Annotated in this window: 20 protein-coding genes; 11 read left to right on the forward strand and 9 right to left on the reverse strand. The window is 63.7% G+C overall.

The genetic code is table 11. The annotated features are described in order from the left end of the window. Positions 1–409: 409 nt before the first annotated feature. From FHR70_RS10475 to FHR70_RS10485, 3 genes are all read left to right on the forward strand, one after another. Positions 410–1504: an ATP phosphoribosyltransferase regulatory subunit gene (locus tag FHR70_RS10475; protein WP_183449783.1), complete on the forward strand. Its 1095-nt coding sequence runs from the start codon at positions 410–412 to the stop codon at positions 1502–1504. Then, positions 1504–2478, forward strand: a complete 975-nt coding sequence (gene hisG / locus FHR70_RS10480; RefSeq protein WP_183449785.1) for an ATP phosphoribosyltransferase — start codon at positions 1504–1506, stop codon at positions 2476–2478. Before FHR70_RS10475 ends, hisG begins: the two co-directional genes overlap by 1 nt. 112 nt (positions 2479–2590) lie before the next feature. Continuing rightward, complete coding sequence (locus FHR70_RS10485; protein ID WP_183449787.1) at positions 2591–3073, forward strand: META domain-containing protein; 483 nt, start codon at positions 2591–2593, stop codon at positions 3071–3073. Between the two features lie 71 nt (positions 3074–3144). On the opposite strand, the gene FHR70_RS10490 is transcribed toward FHR70_RS10485, so the two are convergent. Continuing rightward, positions 3145–5241 (reverse strand): ABC transporter ATP-binding protein/permease, encoded by a 2097-nt coding sequence (locus FHR70_RS10490; RefSeq protein ID WP_183449789.1) that lies wholly within the window; start codon positions 5239–5241, stop codon positions 3145–3147. 261 nt (positions 5242–5502) lie between these two features. On the opposite strand from FHR70_RS10490, the gene FHR70_RS10495 reads away from it, so the two are divergent. From FHR70_RS10495 to FHR70_RS10510, 4 genes are all read left to right on the forward strand, one after another. Then, entirely contained in the window at positions 5503–6597 is a 1095-nt protein-coding gene (locus tag FHR70_RS10495; RefSeq protein WP_183449791.1) for a methionine ABC transporter ATP-binding protein, read from the forward strand. Continuing rightward, entirely contained in the window at positions 6587–7252 is a 666-nt protein-coding gene (locus FHR70_RS10500; RefSeq protein WP_183449793.1) for a methionine ABC transporter permease, read from the forward strand. Before FHR70_RS10495 ends, FHR70_RS10500 begins: the two co-directional genes overlap by 11 nt. A gap of 33 nt (positions 7253–7285) precedes the next feature. Further along, complete coding sequence (locus FHR70_RS10505; protein WP_183449795.1) at positions 7286–8071, forward strand: MetQ/NlpA family ABC transporter substrate-binding protein; 786 nt, start codon at positions 7286–7288, stop codon at positions 8069–8071. 166 nt (positions 8072–8237) lie between these two features. Next, positions 8238–9266 carry an ABC transporter substrate-binding protein gene (locus FHR70_RS10510; RefSeq protein WP_183449797.1) on the forward strand — a complete coding sequence of 343 codons (1029 nt, stop codon included), beginning with the start codon at positions 8238–8240 and terminating at the stop codon, positions 9264–9266. Between the two features lie 63 nt (positions 9267–9329). Here FHR70_RS10510 and FHR70_RS10515 read toward each other — a convergent pair whose 3' ends face one another. Beyond that, entirely contained in the window at positions 9330–10409 is a 1080-nt protein-coding gene (locus FHR70_RS10515) for a flavodoxin family protein (RefSeq protein ID WP_183449799.1), read from the reverse strand. 148 nt (positions 10410–10557) lie between these two features. Here FHR70_RS10515 and FHR70_RS10520 point away from each other — a divergent pair, with 148 nt between their 5' ends. Beyond that, positions 10558–11385, forward strand: a complete 828-nt coding sequence (locus FHR70_RS10520; protein ID WP_183449801.1) for an aldo/keto reductase — start codon at positions 10558–10560, stop codon at positions 11383–11385. Positions 11386–11401: 16 nt separating this feature from the next. Here the strand turns inward: FHR70_RS10520 and FHR70_RS10525 are convergent, their stop codons facing one another. The 5 genes from FHR70_RS10525 to FHR70_RS10545 form a co-directional block, all read right to left on the reverse strand. Next, the gene (locus tag FHR70_RS10525) at positions 11402–12211 is read right to left on the reverse strand and encodes an anti-sigma factor (RefSeq protein ID WP_183449803.1); all 810 of its coding nucleotides are present in this window, start codon (positions 12209–12211) and stop codon (positions 11402–11404) included. Further along, the gene (locus FHR70_RS10530) at positions 12208–12717 is read right to left on the reverse strand and encodes an RNA polymerase sigma factor (RefSeq protein ID WP_183449805.1); all 510 of its coding nucleotides are present in this window, start codon (positions 12715–12717) and stop codon (positions 12208–12210) included. The genes FHR70_RS10525 and FHR70_RS10530 overlap by 4 nt, the downstream gene beginning before the upstream one ends. Positions 12718–12773: 56 nt before the next feature. Next, a complete protein-coding gene (locus FHR70_RS10535; RefSeq protein WP_183449807.1) occupies positions 12774–13160 on the reverse strand; it encodes a COG4315 family predicted lipoprotein in 387 nt (128 codons plus the stop codon). 90 nt (positions 13161–13250) lie between these two features. Then, positions 13251–13784: a VOC family protein gene (locus FHR70_RS10540; RefSeq protein WP_183449809.1), complete on the reverse strand. Its 534-nt coding sequence runs from the start codon at positions 13782–13784 to the stop codon at positions 13251–13253. Between the two features lie 212 nt (positions 13785–13996). Beyond that, on the reverse strand, positions 13997–14446 hold the full coding sequence (locus tag FHR70_RS10545; RefSeq protein WP_183449811.1) for a MarR family winged helix-turn-helix transcriptional regulator: 450 nt from the start codon (positions 14444–14446) through the stop codon (positions 13997–13999). 95 nt (positions 14447–14541) lie between these two features. Here FHR70_RS10545 and FHR70_RS10550 point away from each other — a divergent pair, with 95 nt between their 5' ends. Further along, positions 14542–14973: a DoxX family protein gene (locus FHR70_RS10550; protein WP_183449813.1), complete on the forward strand. Its 432-nt coding sequence runs from the start codon at positions 14542–14544 to the stop codon at positions 14971–14973. 39 nt (positions 14974–15012) lie between these two features. Next, positions 15013–15630 (forward strand): glutathione transferase GstA, encoded by a 618-nt coding sequence (gene gstA / locus FHR70_RS10555; RefSeq protein WP_183449815.1) that lies wholly within the window; start codon positions 15013–15015, stop codon positions 15628–15630. Between the two features lie 85 nt (positions 15631–15715). On the opposite strand, the gene groL is transcribed toward gstA, so the two are convergent. Together groL and groES are read right to left on the reverse strand one after the other, a co-directional pair. After that, complete coding sequence (groL, locus tag FHR70_RS10560) at positions 15716–17362, reverse strand: chaperonin GroEL (protein WP_183449817.1); 1647 nt, start codon at positions 17360–17362, stop codon at positions 15716–15718. A gap of 51 nt (positions 17363–17413) precedes the next feature. Then, entirely contained in the window at positions 17414–17701 is a 288-nt protein-coding gene (gene groES, locus FHR70_RS10565) for a co-chaperone GroES (protein WP_114945189.1), read from the reverse strand. Between the two features lie 194 nt (positions 17702–17895). On the opposite strand from groES, the gene FHR70_RS10570 reads away from it, so the two are divergent. Further along, complete coding sequence (locus FHR70_RS10570; RefSeq protein WP_183449819.1) at positions 17896–18330, forward strand: MarR family winged helix-turn-helix transcriptional regulator; 435 nt, start codon at positions 17896–17898, stop codon at positions 18328–18330. The last annotated feature ends 12 nt before the right edge of the window (positions 18331–18342 follow it).

The raw sequence follows: 18342 nt of genomic DNA on the forward strand, positions 1-18342 counted from the left end.
TTCTTGACTTTGGTCCTAAGCTGGGCTATATCATGGTTCATCCTCGTCCACAGAGGGGCGCGCTCGCGAGGCGTCGCAGATGCGGGACGAGGCGCGGTCCCGCCGCAGGTCTCGCACGCCTGTGATCGCGGGTGGCCGATCCTGGCGCAGATCCAGGTCCGCTGAAACAAACCGCGCGTGACGAGCAGATCCGGCTCTTCACTTCTCACCACACAATCGAGCCGGGCTGCCCAGCACGCCTCCCTCGACTGACCTGACGGCTCGCAGCCCACCCGCTGCGGGCCCGAAGGCGCTGGCTGTTTGACAAGTCGCCTTCTACGCCCCCGTTCACCCTTCCTGCCAAAAACAATCGCCTTCGTGCCCGGGCATTGCTAGAGAGCATTCCAGCATAAGGGATTGAGCCAAGCCAGTGACGGAGACGGATGCCATTGTTGCGCTGATCGCGCTGTTCGAGCGCGAGGGCTATGCGCGTGTCGAGCCGCCGGTGCTCCAGCCTGCGGACGTGTTCATCGACCTGTCGGGCGAGGATATCCGGCGGCGCATGTTCGTGACGCAGGACGCGGCCGGCGCGGAGCTGTGCCTGCGGCCGGAATACACCATTCCCGTCTGCCTCCAGCATCTCGCCCAGCGCGGCGCCGAGCCCCTGGGCTATTCCTATGGCGGCCCGGTCTTCCGCATGCGCCCTGCCGAGAGCGGCGAGTTCCTGCAGGCGGGGCTCGAATCCATCGGCCGCACGGACGTGTCGGCAGTCGATGCGGAAATCCTGGCCCTTGCCCTGGAGGGCCATGCCCGGCTCGGCGGCCCCTCGCCTGTCGTAAAACTCGGCGACATGGGCCTGCTCCATGCGCTGATCGATACGCTGGGCGTCGCGCCGGCTGCCAAGCGGCGCGTGATCCGCGCCATCGTGTCGGGCCATGGGCTGGCGAGTCTTGCCGAGCCTGAGGGCTCGGGCACCCAGGAGCACGCCGGACTTCTCGCCGCCATCGAAGGACAGGCTCCCCAGGCCGCCAAGGCCTTCGTCGAGGACATCCTATCGATTGCGGGCATCGCCAGTGTCGGCGGGCGCAGCGCGGGCGAGATCGCCGAGCGCTTCCTGGCCCGCGCGGCCAACCGCACCGGCCTCCCTGATGAGGCCAGGCAGGTGCTGGAGCGCTATCTCGCCATCGTGGGCGATCCCGATCAGGCGGCCCACGCGGTCCGGGCTCTGGCGAAGGACGCGGACCTCGATATCGGTCCGGCCCTGACCCTGTTCGAGGAGCGCACCGGCTTCATGGCCGCGCGGGGCCTCGACGTCCGCAGCTTCTCGTTCGCCGCCACCTTCGCCCGTAATCTCGACTACTACACGGGCTTCATCTTCGAGGTGCAGGACCCGCGCCGCAGCGACGGCAAACCGGTCGTCGGCGGCGGGCGCTATGACCGCCTCCTGGAGCATCTGGGCGCCGAGGCGCCGATCCCGGCGGTCGGCTGCTCCTTCTGGCTCGACCGCATCGTGGGGACGCCCTGATGACCGATACTCCCCTGATCCTGGCCGTACCCTCCAAGGGGCGCCTGCAGGAGAACGCGGCCGCGTTCTTCGCCCGCGCCGGGCTGGTCTTCACCCAATCCCGCGGGGCCCGCGATTATCGCGGCACGCTCAAAGGGGTGCCCGATGTGGAGGTCGCCTTCCTGTCGGCCTCCGAGATCGTCAGCCAGCTCGCCTCCGGCACGGCCCATCTCGGCATCACCGGCGAGGACCTGATCCGGGAGCAGATCCCGGATGCGGATGCGGCCGTCGAGCTGCTGACGCCGTTGGGCTTCGGCCATGCCAATGTGGTCGTGGCCGTGCCGCAGGCCTGGATCGACGTGCGCAACATGGCCGACCTCGACGAGGTGGCGGCCGACATCCGTGCCCGCCACGGCACCAAGATGCGGGTCGCGACGAAATACGTGAACCTCACCCGCCGGTTCCTCGCCGAGAAGGGCGTGTCCGACTACCGGATCGTCGAGAGCCTGGGCGCCACGGAAGGCGCGCCGGGCGCAGGCTCGGCGGAACTGATCGTGGATATCACCACCACCGGTGCAACGCTTGCGGCAAACGCCCTGAAGATCTTGGACGACGGCGTGATGCTGCGCTCCGAGGCCAATCTCGTGGCCTCCGCCCGGGCGCCCTGGACGGACCGGGCCAAGGCTGCCGCCACCGCCGTGCTGACGCGCATTGCCGCAGAAGAAGAAGCGCGCACCAGCCGCGAGGTTCGGGCCTCCCTCGATCCGGCGAAAGCCTCGGGCCTGGCACCGCTGGCCAAGGAGCACGGGGCAACCCTGCCCTTCGGCCATGCCCTGGGACGCGAGATCGTGCTCCATTGCCGCACCGCGACCGTGTTCGACCTCGTGACGGCTCTGCAGAATCTTGGCGCCCAGGACATCTCCGTCCGCGCCTTCGATTATCTGTTCCGCCCCACCAACGCTCTCACGGAGCGGCTGCTGCGTCGCATTGGCTAGGTGCGATTCCTCACGCGAGGATAGGACAACATTGCCGCTGGAGCACCTTGGGCGTTGCCTCAGCGCCCAAGGACCCTTATGGTCCGGGCGTTTTTCCGTTGTAGAGGTTCCGATGAACGCGCTTCGACTTGCGACATTTTTGGTGGCCTTGGCCGCCGTCTCGGGAGCTCATGCCCAGTCACCAGCCGCAACGCTTGGTCGCCCGGCCGGTCCGACCCGTCAGGTGGACAACAAGGTTCCGCAGCCCGGCGAGACCGGCAAGATCTTCCCGCTGAACTCCTCCTGGGTGGCCGTCAGCCTGAACGGCAAGCCCTTTACCGGCGAGCGCCCGAGCTTCAGGCTCGACGACCAGATGCGCGCCACCGGCTTTGCCGGTTGCAACACCTATGCGACCGCGGCCTATCCCCTGCGCGAGCAGGCCCTGGCCGTCGGCCCCTTCGCATTGACGAAGAAGAGCTGTGACAAGTCCGCCATGGCCATCGAGCAGTCCTTCCTCGTGGCGCTCCGTGCCTCGGGCAAATGGGACATTCAGGGCCGCAACCTGATCATCAAGACCCAGAACGGCGGCCAGTTGGTCCTGGAGCGCGCGCTCTAAGCCGCATCAATCCGATCTCAATGCAAAAGGCCGGCTTACGCCGGCCTTTTGTTTGTTGATACTACCCCATGTTACTCCGCAGGCACGGCCTGACGCAGGTCGACGGGCGTGGACAGGCCGCTCTCGGTCTTCTTCATGTCGATGCGCCTATCGTGATAGGCTGCGAGCGTCGAGCGGTGGCCGATGGAGACCACCGTCGTCTGCGGCAGCTGTTCCTTGATGATCCGGTAGATCTCCGCCTCGGTGGGCTCGTCGAGGGCAGCCGTCGCCTCGTCCAGGAACAGCCAGTCGGGCTTGGCCAGGAGCGCGCGGGCCACCGCGAGGCGCTGCTGCTCGCCGAGCGACAGGGTCTGAGCCCAGGCCCGCTCCTCGTCGAGGCGCTCTGCGATCTGCGGCAGCTTGGCGGCCCGGAGCGCCTCCGCGATCTGGGCATCGGTGTAGGTCTCAGCCTTGCCCGGATAGGTTACCGCATCGCGCAAGGTACCGATGGGAATGTAGGGCCGCTGCGGCAGGAGCATCATGGTCTGCCCCTCAGGCACCAGCACTTCGCCCTCGCCGAACGGCCAGATGCCCGCAATGGCGCGGAACAAGGTGGACTTGCCCGAACCCGACGGGCCCGTCATGAGCGTGCGCTCGCCCGGCCGGAAGGTCAGCGCGTCCGTGTGCAGCAGGGCGCTGCCATCGGGCAGGCGCACGTCGAGATTCTTCAGGCGCAGCTCGCGACCGGCTGCTTCCGTGATGGCGAGCTTACTCTCGCCGCCGACCCGCTGGGCCGACGCGATGGCGCCCTCAAACGTGGTGAGACGGTCGAGTACGGCTTTGTAATCGGCAAGCGTGGTGTAGATCGTGATGAAATACGTGAGAGCGGATTCCACCCGCGAGAAGGCGCCGACCACCTGCTGCATCTGGCCCAGCGAGATCTTGCCGATGAAGTAGTATGGCGCCGTGAGGATATAAGGCACGACCACGTTGGCCTGGGAATAGCTGAGCGTGAAGGTGTTCAGCTTGATGAGGCGGATGATAATCCGCATGTAGTTGTCGACGATCTGGCTGAATCGGTGAGCAAGCCCTTCGCGCTCAGCCGGTTCGCCGGACAGAAGCGCGACCTGCTCGGTGTATTCGCGCAGGCGCGCCAGGGAGAAGCGGTAGTTCGCCTCCACCCGCTCCTGCTCGAAGTTGAGACCGATGAGCGGCCGGCCGATCAGGTGCGTCAGCCAGGTGCCGAGGATCGCATAGCCGGCGCAGACCCACACGAGCAGGCCCGGCACCTCCACGTTGGTTCCCGGGAACGTGAAACCGGCCGAGATGGTCCACAGGATCGCCACGAAGGACACCAGCGTGGCGGCCTGGTTCATGAGGCCGACGGAGAGGGAATAGGTGCTCTCGACGAACTTGCGCAGGTCTTCCGAGATCCGTTGGTCCGGGTTGTCCGCACCGCGGCCGAGAAGCTGCATCCGGTAATGCGCGCCGTTCCCGAGCCACTCGCCGACATAATAGGTGTTAAGATAGGCGCGCCAACGAATGAGAAGCACATTCTGCAGCAGCACCTCAGTAAGCGCGATTACCACATGCACCGCTGCAAGCGGCGCGAAGATGATAAAGAGTTGATACCAGAAAGCTGTCGCGTCCTTGTTCTCAAGCGCGTTGAACAGATCGCGAAAGTAGAAATTGAAGCGGACAGCGAGAGCCACCTGAGCGAGATTCATCGCGATAAGGATCCCGATCATCCATGTGCCGATGGTGCCCTCCCGTGCCCGCACGAGGCCGATGAACGGTATGCGGATGACACTGTCGGCCTGGGATTCGAGATAGCGGTCGGCGATGCGGCAGATGGTACGCACCACGGGCACAAAGGCGAGCCCGAAGATGAGGGCGCCGAACGCCGTCGCACCCAGCGCAGCCGAGGGCGGCGGCACATAGCCCGTATAGTCGCCGGTAATGAGACCTACCCGTGACCCGAGAATGAGAGCCACGAGCACGAGATGCGTGGCGGAGAGCATCACAAGGAAGATGCGCAGGAACTTCGGGATGCTCCGCCCGATGTACATGATCCCGGCCAGAACCAGGGTGGAGAGAGGCAGATAGAACGGGACAGCAACCGTTCCAGACACGGAAGCCGCAAGAACCCCCAAACCTACGAGTGCCAGCACAATGCTCGCCTTGATCATACGCATCTCCTGCCAGGATCCCTGCCCCGGCTCTTAGAAACTCACGGCAGCCGGATCAATCGCTCTTGTGGCGAAAGAAAGGAGGAACTTCCTCTTACGACAAGCGATAGCAGCCTTGTGACAACAGCGACAGGCCTGACCCACTGCTAAGTCGTTCTTCAAAACAAATTGTCCTGTTTAAAGAACGAAATCGTTGACATGGAGAACGAGATGTCTCATGTGTCGCATCAGCATTCGACGAAAGTTTCTGAAGGCGAACCTATGAACGCCCCCCTTGGCTATATCGGTGACAAGCCATCTCAGCGCCTGATCCCCGTAGAGCCCATCGTGCGTCTGGAGAAGGTCTCCAAGACCTTTCCCGGCCGAGACGGCCAGCCCGTCACCGCCTTGCGTGAGATCGACCTCGCCGTGCCGCAGGGCTCCATCCTTGGCGTGATCGGCCGCTCCGGCGCCGGCAAATCCACCCTGATCCGTCTGGTCAACGGCCTGGAGAAGCCCTCGTCCGGCAAGGTGATCGTGGACGGCGCCGACATCGCGGCCCTGCCCGAGGCGGCCCTGCGCCACGCGCGGCGCTCCATCGGCATGATCTTCCAGCACTTCAACCTGCTCTCCTCGCGCACGGCCGCCCAGAACATCGCCTTGCCGCTCGAAGTGGCAGGCTACGACAAGGCGGAGATCCGGGCGCGGGTCGAGGAGCTTCTCGCCCTCGTCGGCCTCTCCGACAAGCGCAACCGTTATCCGTCCGAGCTTTCTGGCGGCCAGAAGCAGCGTGTCGGCATCGCCCGTGCGCTGGCCACCAAGCCCAAGGTTCTTCTGTCCGACGAGGCGACCTCGGCCCTTGACCCGGAAACCACCCGGTCCATTCTCGACCTGCTCGCGCGCATCAACGACGAGCTTGGCCTCACCATCCTGCTCATCACTCACGAGATGGCGGTGATCCGCAACATTGCCCGCGAGGTTGCGGTGATCGAGGGCGGCCGCATCGTCGAGCAGGGCGACGTGTTCGAGGTCTTCACCCGGCCGCAGCACGAGGTCACCCGATCGTTCCTCGCCGATGAATCCGGCCGCGCGCTGCCGCCCTATGTGCAGAGCAGGCTCACGCCCGAGGCGACACCAGGAAGTCAGGCAGTCATCCGCATCGGCTTCCGCGGTCCCCATGCCACCGATCCGGTTCTCGCGCGGCTCGCCCGCGATCTCGCCATCGAAGCGAACATCCTGTCGGGCTCGGTCGACGAGATCGCCGGACGGCCCTTCGGCACCCTGGTCGTCGGCGTGCCGGAAGCATCGGTCTCCACCACTCTCGATTTCCTGAACAAGCACGGTCTCGACACGGAGGTCCTCGGCTATGTCGCCTGAGATGATCAACCTCATCGCCGCCTCCACGGGCGAAACCCTCTACATGGTTGCGGTCTCGGCCTTGATCGCAACCCTCTTCGGGCTGCCGCTCGGCGTGTTTCTCGCCACGTCCGGAAAGGGTGAGCTGTTCGCCGCTCCCTGGGTCAACCGCGTGCTCGGGGTGGTCGTCAACGCGACGCGCTCCACGCCCTTCATTATCCTCGTGGTGGCGATCATTCCGTTCACGCGCCTGATCGCCGGCACCTCCATCGGCACCAACGCGGCCATCGTGCCGCTCACCATTGCCGCAACGCCGTTCATCGCGCGCCTCATCGAAGGTGCGATCCGCGAGGTGGATCAGGGCCTCATCGAGGCGGCCCGCGCCTTCGGTGCGACCCCGCTCCAGATCGTGCTGAAGGTGCTGATTCCGGAGGCTCTCCCCGGCATCGTGCTCGGCCTGACGCTCGCCATCGTGTCTCTGCTCGGCTTCTCGGCCATGGTGGGCGCGGTCGGCGGCGGGGGCCTGGGCGATCTTGGCATCCGCTACGGCTACCAGCGCTTCATGCCCGAGATGATGCTCGCCGTCGTGGTCGTGCTCATCGTCCTCGTCCAGGCGGTGCAGAGCATCGGCGACCGCCTCGCCCGCCGCCTGAACAAGCGCATCCGCCACGCCTGACCTTTCGAAAAGTTCGCACAAGGAGTACCGAAGATGTCTCTGAAAAAACTCGGCCTCGCCGCCATCCTGTCTCTCGCCGCCCTGCCGGCGCTTGCGCAGACGCAGACCGTGCGCATCGGCGCCACGCCCGGGCCGCACGCGCAGATCCTCGAAGCCGTGAAGCCGATCGCCGCCAAGAAGGGACTCGATATCAAGATCGTCGAGTTCTCCGACTACGTGGTACCGAACACGGCGCTCGCCGGCGGCGACATCGAGGCGAACTCGTTCCAGAACCAGCCCTATCTCGACAACCAAGTGGCCGACCGCGGCTACAAGATCGAGAGCGTGGCGCTCACCGTGAACTTCCCGATCGGCATCTACTCGAAGAAGCACAAGAGCCTCGACGCCCTGCCGAACGGCGCGACGATCTCGATCCCGAACGATCCGACCAATGGCGGCCGCGCCCTCATCCTCCTGCAGGACAAGGGCCTCATCAAGCTGAAGGAAGGCACGGGCTACAAGCCGACGCCTCTCGACGTGACCGACAATCCGAAGAAGATCAAGTTCGTCGAGATCGAAGCGGCCCAGGGCCCGCGCGTGCTCGCCGACGTGGATGCAGCGGTCATCAACACCAACTACGCGACATCGGGCGGCCTCGATCCGGTGAAGGACCCGATCGCCCGCGAGAACCCCAAGGGTCCGTACGTGAACATCATCGCGGTGCGCAGCGAGGACAAGAACAAGCCTTGGGTGAAGGCGCTCATCGAATCCTATCACACCCCTGAGGTGAAGGCGTTCATCGAAGAGAAGTTCAAGGGCTCGGTTCTGACCTCCTGGTAAGCGCCGTTGGCCTCCTGTCTTTCCAAGGCCGGGCCATGTGCCCGGCCTTTTCGTTTGTAATAGCCACGCACTGTCATCTTGACAAAGAAGTCGGCTAAGCTTCCCAATCGCATGGTCTTCATAAGATGGCTCGGCCCAGGAAGGCCGATGCTTCGGGAGGAATTGCATGCGACTTTCATTGATCGGCCTGGCCTTCACATCGGCCCTGTGTGCTGTACCGCTGACCGCACAGGCTCAGGCGCCTATTACGATCTATTGCTCGATCCTGGAGGAGCAGTGCCGCGTCGGTGTTGCGGCCTTCGAGAAGGCAACCGGCGCCAAGGCCACAATGGTGCGCAAGAGTACCGGCGAGACCCTGGCGCAGATTCGGGCCGAGGCGTCGAACCCGCGTGCCGACGTGTGGTGGGGCGGACCCGGCGATTCCCATATCCAGGCAGCCGAGGAAGGGCTGACGGTCGAGTACAAGTCGCCGAAGATTTCCGAACTGCACGATTGGGCCCAGCGCTTTGCCGAGCAGGCGAAGTATCGTGCGACCGGCACCTATCTCGGCGCTCTCGGCATCGGCTACAACACCAAGGTGCTCGCAAGCCGCGGCCTGCCGGAGCCGAAATGCTGGGCCGATTTGCTCGATCCGAAGTACCGCGACGAGGTGCAGGTGTCCGACCCGAACTCCTCCGGCACGGCCTATGTGTTCCTGGCGTCCCTCGTGCAGCTCATGGGTGAGGACAAGGCCTTCGATTACATGAAGGGCCTGCACAAGAACGTCAATCAATACACCAAGTCAGGCGCCGCGCCCGTGAAGGCCGTGGCCCTGGGAGAGACCGGCATCGCCATCGCGTTCATGCACGACATGGTGACGATGATTGCTGACGGCGCGCCCGTCAAAACCCTCGCGCCCTGCGAAGGCACAGGTTACGAGACAGGTTCGATTTCGCTCGTGAAGGGCGGCAAGAACCTGGAGACGGCGCAGAAGTTCGTGGATTGGGCGCTCTCGGCGGAAGCGCAGAAGCTCGTCGGCGCCGACATGAAGATCTACTCCATTGCGTCAAACAAGAACGCACCTGTCTCGCCGGATGCGCCGAAGCTCTCCGAGATGAAGCTGATCAACTATGACACCGCCAAGTACGGCTCGGTCGCCGAGCGCACGCGCCTGCTCAAGAAGTGGGACGCAGAGGTCAAGTCGGCGCCGAGATAGGCTCGATAAGCTGATGTTTCGCGCGAAGGCCGGGTGAAGAGCCCGGCCTTTTTCGTTGCACTATCACTTCTGCCGCGGCTCCTTCAGGTTTTCTCCGGCCGTCACGAGGCTCCCTGCTCTCTTGGCCTTCACGGCTTCGAGCAGCGTCCAGGCGGCGTTACGCACCTCGTCCTGCACCGCCTCGTCCCGATCGAGTTCGTCATGGCTCGTGGCATAGGGTTTCCAGTAGCCGATGTAGCGATCAAGCTCCGCAGCACCGCCGGCCGGGATGAGATCCATGGCGCGCAGCCAGTCGGACAGGCTGCGGCGAACACCGCCCGCACCCTCCGTGTCGCCATGAACAATGACGGAGAACAGCCTGCCTTCAAGGTGCTTGGGATAATCCCAACCTTTGAGCTCCAGGCCCTTCGCGATGTCGGTCTTCTTACCCTGGGTCGAGGTCGGGTCGGGGTTGCCGCCGTCGGCGCAGACGAGGCGATCCATCATCAGCTTCAGGGGCGATGAGACCTGATACCAGTTGACTGGGGTGACGATCATCACCCCGTGCGCTGCGACCCATTTCGGATAAATCTCGTTCATCCAGTCGTGCGTCTGCCCCAGCGAGTAGTTGGGGTAGCAGGAGCACGGCCAGTGGCACAAAGCCGCCGCCGTCGAGAAGCAGGCTTTGCAGGGGTGGATGTGGCGCCCGTATTCCGAGGTGAGCCGGCTGAGTTCCAGCACCTCGACTTCCGTGTTCTCCGCGCTGGCGAGAACCTGACGGGCAATCTCCACGAGACGATAGCTCTTGGACATTTCGCCCGGGCATGTGTGCTCGCTGCGGGAGGAAGCCGAGACCAGGAGGAAGCGGGCGGGACCGTTCGGGTCCTCATGCCGCTTCTGCGCCACGTCGATGGCGTCCCTTGCGGCAATCCAGTCGACGGCGAGATCGTAGTCCGGATCGGCGAAGCCCGGGCCGGCCTTGCGGGTCTTCGGGCTCTTGCGGTGATGGCTGTAGGCATCCCAGGCCGCATCGGTGATCCGCTGCAATTCGCTCGAAAGCGGCTCGAAAGCCGGGTCCTGGAACTGCTGGAGAAATCTCCTGCGGAACTCACCTTCGTCGAGGGTCGGATCGGGCGTGCCCTTCCGTGCTTCTGGAGTGGACAAGGCGCAGCTCCTGGGTCGCGGCGTGGTTGCCAAGCTTGGAACGCCGAGTATCAATGCCGGTTCCAGCATGGCTCGCATCTCGAACCATCACACTTTGCTTACCGGTTTTAAGCCCTAACTCCCTGCCGCACGACCCACGGAGCAGCTGATGTCGACCAAACCCACGATCCGCCTGAACGATGGAAGCGCGATGCCACAGGTGGGCTTCGGCGTCTGGCGGGTCTCCAACGACGACGCCAGGAGGGCGGTCGCAGGGGCCATTGAGGCAGGCTACCGCTCGGTCGACACCGCTTCCATCTACGGCAACGAGGAGGGCGTGGGAGAGGCCATTCGCTCCACACCCGTCGCGCGCGAAGAGCTGTTCATCACCACCAAAGTCTGGAACGACCGTCAGGGATACGATAGCACCCTGCGGGCCTTTGACGAGAGCCTGGAGCGCCTCAAGCTCGAATACGTGGACCTTTACCTCATCCACTGGCCGATGGTGGGCAGCGAGGCCTATCGCGACACGTGGCGGGCGTTGATCAAGCTGCAGCAGGACGGACGCACGAAATCCATCGGCGTCTCGAACTTCATGGTGCCGCACCTGCAGCGCATTATCGATGAGACCGGCGTAACGCCTGCCGTCAACCAGATCGAACTGCATCCTCGCCTCCAGCAGAAGGAGTTGAGCGCCTTCCACAAGGCGAACGGCATCGTCACGGAATGCTGGGGACCGCTCGGCCAGGGTACGATCCTGTCCGACGAGACCTTCGCCACGATTGGACGCAAATACGGCAAGACCCCCGCTCAGGTCATCCTGCGCTGGCACCTCGACAACGGCTTCGTGGTCATTCCGAAATCCGTGACGCCGTCGCGCATCCGCGATAATATCGACGTGTTCGACTTCAAGCTCGATGCGGACGACATGCGCAGGATTGAGCGCCTCGACGCCGCTTCCGGCCGTGTCGGACCCGACCCGGCGGTTTTCGCCTGATCGTCAGGAGTAGGAGCTACAGGCGTCCCTTCGCCGGCTCGCCTGTCGCCTCGAATTGCCGGTAGATCGCCTCTGCGATGGGCAGGAGTTGCGCGCGCTCCACTTTTGCCGTGACCACATAGGACAGGCCGTTGTCGATCCACGAGAAGGCGGACACATCGTCCTGGGACTCGAAGCGGAACGACGTCTGCGCTTCGGTTCCGCCGGACCGCGCGTAAAGCGTCAAACGGTTGCCGCCCGCATTCTCATACATGAAGAGAGCGGCCGCCATGCCGCTGTCCGGCAGAAGCCTTCCGCCGATGAGCCGGTAGCCCTGGGGCGTGAGATTCGGCGCGATCAGCGACTTGCCGACGCGACGAGACAGCCATTGCACGAGATGCGCTTCCTGGTCGGCTGGCACTTCGACCGGATGCAGGCGCTCGCTCACATAGATGCGGTGCGCCGCGATGGCATTTTCCGCAACGCGCTCGGCCTCCTGTGACGTTTGCAGCCCACGAACCCACCAGGCTCCGCCGGCGGCTCCCAGGACACCGCCGATGAGGAGCCACGCCAGAGCGGCGGCGACGGCAGCACGACCGCTTTTTGACGGACGGCGTTGCGCGGCCATGAGATTGGCGACCCGGAGACGCGACGGAATGGGCTCGGCGGCCTTAAAGGCCAGTCGCGTGCGCAGGGCTTCTCGCAGGGCGATTTCCTGGCTCACCTGATCGGCCAGAGCGGGATGGTCCTCCAGATAGGCCCTCACCGACTCGCCCCGCGCCGATGCGAGCCTGCCATCCACAAAGGCCTGCAGATCGTCTTCTCCGATGGGTCGCTCGCCCGTCACTTTACTCTCCTCAAGGCGGTGCTGCGCCCGTTCTCCATGAATTCCCGCAATCGCGCCCGTGCCCGACTCAAGCGCGACATGACCGTGCCGAGCGGGATCCCCAGCACCTTTGCGGCCTGCTCGTAGGACAGGTCCTCGACACCGACCAGCAGCAGGAGCGAGCGCTGCTCCTCGGACAGGGCATCAAGCCCTGCGAGAACGTCGCGCAGGCCAACGTGGCTTTCGGGGCTCGCACCAGGCGCCTGAACGTCGTTCAGAGCCTCCTCTCCCACCTGAAGCCCACGCGTCCTGCGCTGCCTTACGCCATTGAGGAAGAGGTTGCGCTGGATGGTGAAGAGCCAGGCTCTCAGGTCTCCCTCATGGCGGCGCTGGCCCCAACGGCTGATGGCCCGCTCCAGGGTGTCCTGAACGAGATCGTCCGCAGCCTCGCGATCGCGCAGCAGGGCCCAGGCGTAACGCCTCAGGGCCGGAATCTGCGGTTCAAGAAGCGAGGCGATCTCGTCCAAGGTCAGCTCTTAAAGTACGGCGTCATTCAAGGATGAACCGCCGATCGCGGCAAGTCTCATGGCATCGCAATGTGCCAGACATTGTTGACCCCATCGCCCGTGACCTCGCCGGGCTTCGTGTCCTTCACCCAGAGATAGAGCGGCTTGCCCTTGTAGGCCCATTGCTTGGAGCCGTCGTCACGGGTGACCACGCTCCAGTCGCCGGACGCGGATGCATTCGCGGCGGCCATGAGCGGGGGCCAGTTCTGGGCGCATTGGCCGTTGCAGGCCGACTTGCCGGCCGTGTCGCGATCAAAGGTGTAGAGCGTCATGCCCTTGGCATCGACGAGGGCCTTGCCCTTGCTCGTATCCGCGACTTTCGCCGGTGTGGCAGTCTGGGCAAGAGCGGCGGATGCGGCAATGAGGGCTCCGGCCAGGATGGCAGGGCGCAGAATCTGTTTCATGGGTGTCCTCCGAGGTCAGGTGCGACCACAACCTCTAAGACACGGGCCAGCGCCTCTTATTCCCGGAAGCTTGACGATATTCTCGGTGTCTCAGCGGCCCGTGAAGTGCAAACGCGATGGATCGCCGAGAGGCTCACGCAGCTCGATCCGGTGGCGGCCGTTGTCCCGGATCTGCGCCGTCCGGTAGGTTCCGTCCAGATCGTCCTGCGGCGACTGCAGGATGTCGACGCCAGCCGTATCGAGGCGCCTCACCTCACGATCGACATCGGGCACGAGCAGACTGATGACGGGGACGGGCGTCACCTGGACGGAGGCCGTCGAGTCGGGTTCCTGGGGCAGGATGTGATCGGCCTCGGAAACCTCCAGCAGGAACCCGCTTTTCTCCAGCACGGCCTTACGCCCCTGGACGAGGCTCTCGCTGTCGAGCAGCCGGAAACCCAGCTTGTCCTGATACCAGCGGACGCTCTCGTCGAAATCCGGCGTGCGGATCGACGCCGAGCTTGGACGGGGCTCTGTGTCGGCTGCCGCTTGCGTGAGGGCCGACAGCCCCAGACAGGCAATGATCAGCTGCGCCGCAAGGAGAACCTGCCGGCTCCTCGAAAGAATGGATTGTCCTGCGCTCACGTCTTGATCCTCGCTTAGAGCATCGTGCGGAAAAGTGGATCCGGTTTTCCGCATCAACGATGCTCTCATCCAATAAGGAAACATCGGATCCGACCCCAAAAGGTGCAATTCCACTTTTGGGTCCGATGCTTTAGCCAGCTATCGCTTAGCCGTATACACATGAACGCGCAGCGCGGCAGATCGTTTGGGGGCGGGTTAGCTATGCAGTCAGGTCACTCCTGGATGAGCTTGAGCATCAGAGCCGACAATTGTCCGGCTTCATTGTCGGTGAGCTTCGCGCTGATGAAGCGGTTGATCGCCGCGGCATAGACGCTCCACATGCGCCATTGAAGGGCCTTGCCCTCCTCCGTGATCTCGATCAGCTGGCGCCGCTTGTCGCCCGGAAAGGGAATGCGGCGCACCAGCCCTTCCTTTTCCATACGGTCGAGCAGTCTGGAGAGATTGTACTGCTCGAAGAGCACCGCCTCCTCGATCTCGCGCGGGGTGAGCCGACCTTCGGGTCCCCGCTTCAGTTCGAGCAGCACGTCGTACCAGTGTAGGGACGGGAAGCCGGCGCTCTTCAACTCCGCCTCGATCCGCCCCACGACGGTGCGCTCTGCCCGGATCAGGCGACCCCAGGCCCTGATGACAGAGGCAGATGGCTCGGAAGGTGGTTCTTGCATCGCAGCAAAGCTTCTCTGTTTTTAATGCAATTGCATTGAGATTGACAGTTCCATGCATCTGCATCAAATCATATGCACTTGCATGGAGATTTGCAATGTCACACGCTCAACCGACCAGCTCCGACTACGCCGCCCTGCTTCTCAGGGTGTCGCTGGGCATTATGTTCATCGCCCACAGCCTCATCCTGAAATGGATGACCTTCACCCTCGCCGGCACGGCGCAGTATTTCGAGTCCCTCGGCCTTCCCGGCTTCCTCGCCTATGCAACCTTCTGGGCCGAACTCATCGGCGGCATCCTGCTCGTGCTCGGCGTTCAAAGCCGCTGGGTCGCGCTCGGACTGCTGCCGGTTCTCTTCGGTGCAGCCTGGGTTCACATCGGCAATGGCTGGGTCTTTTCAGGCCAAGGCGGCGGCTGGGAATACCCGGTCTACCTGATCGTGCTCTCCGTTGCCCAAGCCCTGCTGGGTGATGGAGCTTACGCTTTGAAGCCCTCCCGCTCGCTATCCCTCTCCCCTGCCCCGGCATAGCTCAAGGCCGCCGCTTAACTTTAATCTCAGAGGATCATCATGAAGCTCTATTATTATCCGGGCGCCTGCTCGCTCGCGCCTCACATCGTGGCCCGTGAAGCCGGCATTGCACTCACCCTTGAGAAGGTGGATCTCGCCAACCGCACCACTGAGGCTGGAGCAAACTATCTTGCCGTCAATCCGAAGGGCTACGTTCCGGCTCTCGGCCTCCAGGATAATTCCGTGCTCACGGAAGCCAGCGCCATCATTCAGTACTTGGCGGACAGCCAGCCTAGCGCAGACCTTGTTCCCGCCCACGGCACCATGGAGCGCTACCGCCTGCTGGAGTGGCTCGGCTTCATCAGCACCGAAATTCACAAGGGCTTTGGACCTCTCTGGAACCCGGCAACCCCGGATGCCGTGAAGGCCGCCACGAAGGGGCGCCTCGCCAGCCGCTTCGCCTATCTCGACGAAGCCTTGGCCAAGCAGCCGTTCCTGATGGGCGACACGTTCACGATCGCCGACGCCTACCTTTTCACGGTCGTGAACTGGACGAACTTCCACGGCATCGACATTTCGTCCTTCCCGAACCTGCAGGCCTTCCAGGCCCGGGTTACCTCCCGCCCGAGCGTGCAGCAGGCTCTGGAAGCCGAAGGTCTGGTGAAGAAGGCTGCGTAAGGCTGATCTGAGCGGATCCAAGCAACAAAAAAGCCCCGGAGGAATCCGGGGCTTCTTCATTGTCAGGCTATGGTGCCTGGACTTCTTAGAAGTCCATGCCGCCCATGCCGCCCATGCCGCCGCCCGGCATCGCCGGAGCGGATTCACGCTTGGGAGCCTCGGCAACCATGGCCTCGGTGGTGACGAGCAGGCCGGCCACGGAAGCCGCGTCCTGCAGAGCCGTACGGACCACCTTTGCCGGATCGACGATACCGGCCTGGAGCATGTCCACGAACTCTTCCGTCTGAGCGTTGAAGCCGAAGGTGTCGGACTTCGCATTGTCGCCGATCTTGCCGACAACGATGGAGCCTTCGACACCGGCGTTCTCGGCGATCTGGCGGATCGGAGCCTCGAGAGCGCGCAGCACGATCTTGATGCCGGCATTCACGTCGGCATTGTCGCTCTGGAGCTTCGCAACCGCAGCCTTGGCGCGCAGCAGAGCCGTGCCGCCGCCGGGAACGATGCCTTCTTCCACCGCAGCGCGGGTGGCGTTCAGAGCGTCGTCAACGCGGTCCTTCTTCTCCTTCACCTCGACCTCGGTCGCGCCGCCGACGCGGATCACCGCGACGCCGCCTGCGAGCTTGGCCAGACGCTCCTGGAGCTTCTCACGGTCGTAATCCGAGGTGGTCTCCTCGATCTGCGCCTTGATCTGCGAAACGCGGGCCTCGATGTCGGCCTTCTGGCCGGCGCCGTCGATAATCGTGGTGTTCTCCTTTTCGATGCGAACGCGCTTGGCGCGGCCGAGCATCGGGAGCTGCACGGTTTCGAGCTTGATGCCGAGGTCTTCCGAGATCGTCTGGCCGGCGGTCAGGACGGCGATGTCCTCGAGCATGGCCTTGCGGCGATCGCCGAAGCCCGGAGCCTTGACAGCAGCGATCTTCAGGCCGCCACGCAGCTTGTTGACCACGAGGGTGGCCAGAGCCTCGCCTTCCACGTCCTCAGCGATGATGAGGAGCGGCTTGCCGGTCTGAACGACAGCCTCGAGGATCGGCAGCATGGGCTGCAGCGAGGAGAGCTTCTTCTCGTGGATGAGGATGTAGGGATCCTCGAGCTCGGCCACCATCTTCTCGGCGTTGGTGATGAAGTACGGCGAGAGATAGCCGCGGTCGAACTGCATGCCTTCGACCACATCGAGCTCGGTCTCAGCGGTCTTGGCTTCCTCGACGGTGATGACACCCTCGTTGCCGACCTTCTGCATGGCATGGGCGATCATCTCGCCGATATCCTTGTCGCCGTTGGCCGAAATCGTGCCGACCTGGGCGACCTCGTCGGAGGACTTTACCTTCTTGGCGCGGGACTGGATGTCCTTCACGGCCTCGGCGGTGGCAAGATCGATGCCGCGCTTGAGGTCCATGGGGTTCATACCGGCGGCCACAGCCTTGGCGCCCTCGCGGACGATGGCCTGGGCCAGAACGGTCGCGGTGGTGGTGCCGTCACCGGCAATGTCGTTGGTCTTCGAGGCTACTTCGCGCACCATCTGGGCGCCCATGTTCTCGAATTTGTCGGAGAGTTCGATCTCCTTGGCGACGGTGACGCCGTCCTTGGTGATGCGCGGCGCGCCGAAGCTCTTCTCGATCACCACGTTGCGGCCCTTGGGACCCAGCGTGACCTTCACCGCGTCGGCGAGAATATCGACGCCGCGCAGCATCTTGTCGCGAGCATCGGAAGAAAACTTAACGTCTTTGGCAGCCATGGGCTTAGCCTCCAGTTAAATTGGAAAATTTGTGATGGGTTCGCGGCTTGATTAGCCGACGATGCCCATGATGTCGGATTCCTTCATGATCAGGAGATCCTGACCGTCGATACGCACCTCGGTGCCGGACCACTTGCCGAACAGGACGCGGTCGCCGGCCTTCACATCGAGAGCAGCAACCTTGCCGTTCTCATCGCGGGCGCCCGGGCCAACGGCGACGACTTCGCCCTCTTGCGGCTTCTCCTTGGCAGTGTCCGGGATGATGATGCCGCCGGCCGTCTTCTCTTCGGCTTCGATGCGGCGGACGACAACGCGGTCGTGCAGCGGACGGAACTTCATGGAACTTCCCCTTTGACTGTTGGCACGGCCCCTCTGGCCCTGCCCTGGTCTTGCGGCTGTTAGCACTGTCCGTTGACGAGTGCTAACGCTGGCGGCGAGATAGTCATAGGCGCGCAGGGAGTCAAGGCACCTCCCTCAAGGTCAGGCCCAGAAAGAGGTCTTGACGCCCTATAAGGGTGCCTCATGATCGTTTCATGACCGACTTGGAAGCGATCGGCAAAACCTGTTTTGCTCTCCACGCCCGTATGACGGCCCGGCTCCTGAGCCGGACCTATGAGGCGGCTCTGCGTCCCCTAGGCCTCAAGCTACCCCAGTTTGGCATCCTGGGCGCAATCGGGCATGGAACGACGGCGTCAGAGACCGTCCTGGCCGAACGCCTGGGGCTGGAGCGCACCACCCTTGTGCGCAACCTGAAGGTCCTGACCCAGAACGGCTGGATCGAGCCGATCTCCGACAAGGGACGCGGTCTCCGGCACAGGCTGACCCCCGCGGGCCAAGCCCTGCTTGAGGCTGCCATCCCCCTCTGGCAGCAGGCACAATCCCAGCTGGAGAATCGGCTTATGGATGTGGAAGGGGACGAAGCGCGCAGGGCTATGCGGGCTCTCAGGAAAGCCTCCTATCCTCCTTAAGGACCGTTGCAG

The sequence above is a fragment of the Microvirga lupini genome (genome assembly GCF_014191055.1).
Lineage (GTDB): Bacteria > Pseudomonadota > Alphaproteobacteria > Rhizobiales > Beijerinckiaceae > Microvirga > Microvirga lupini_A.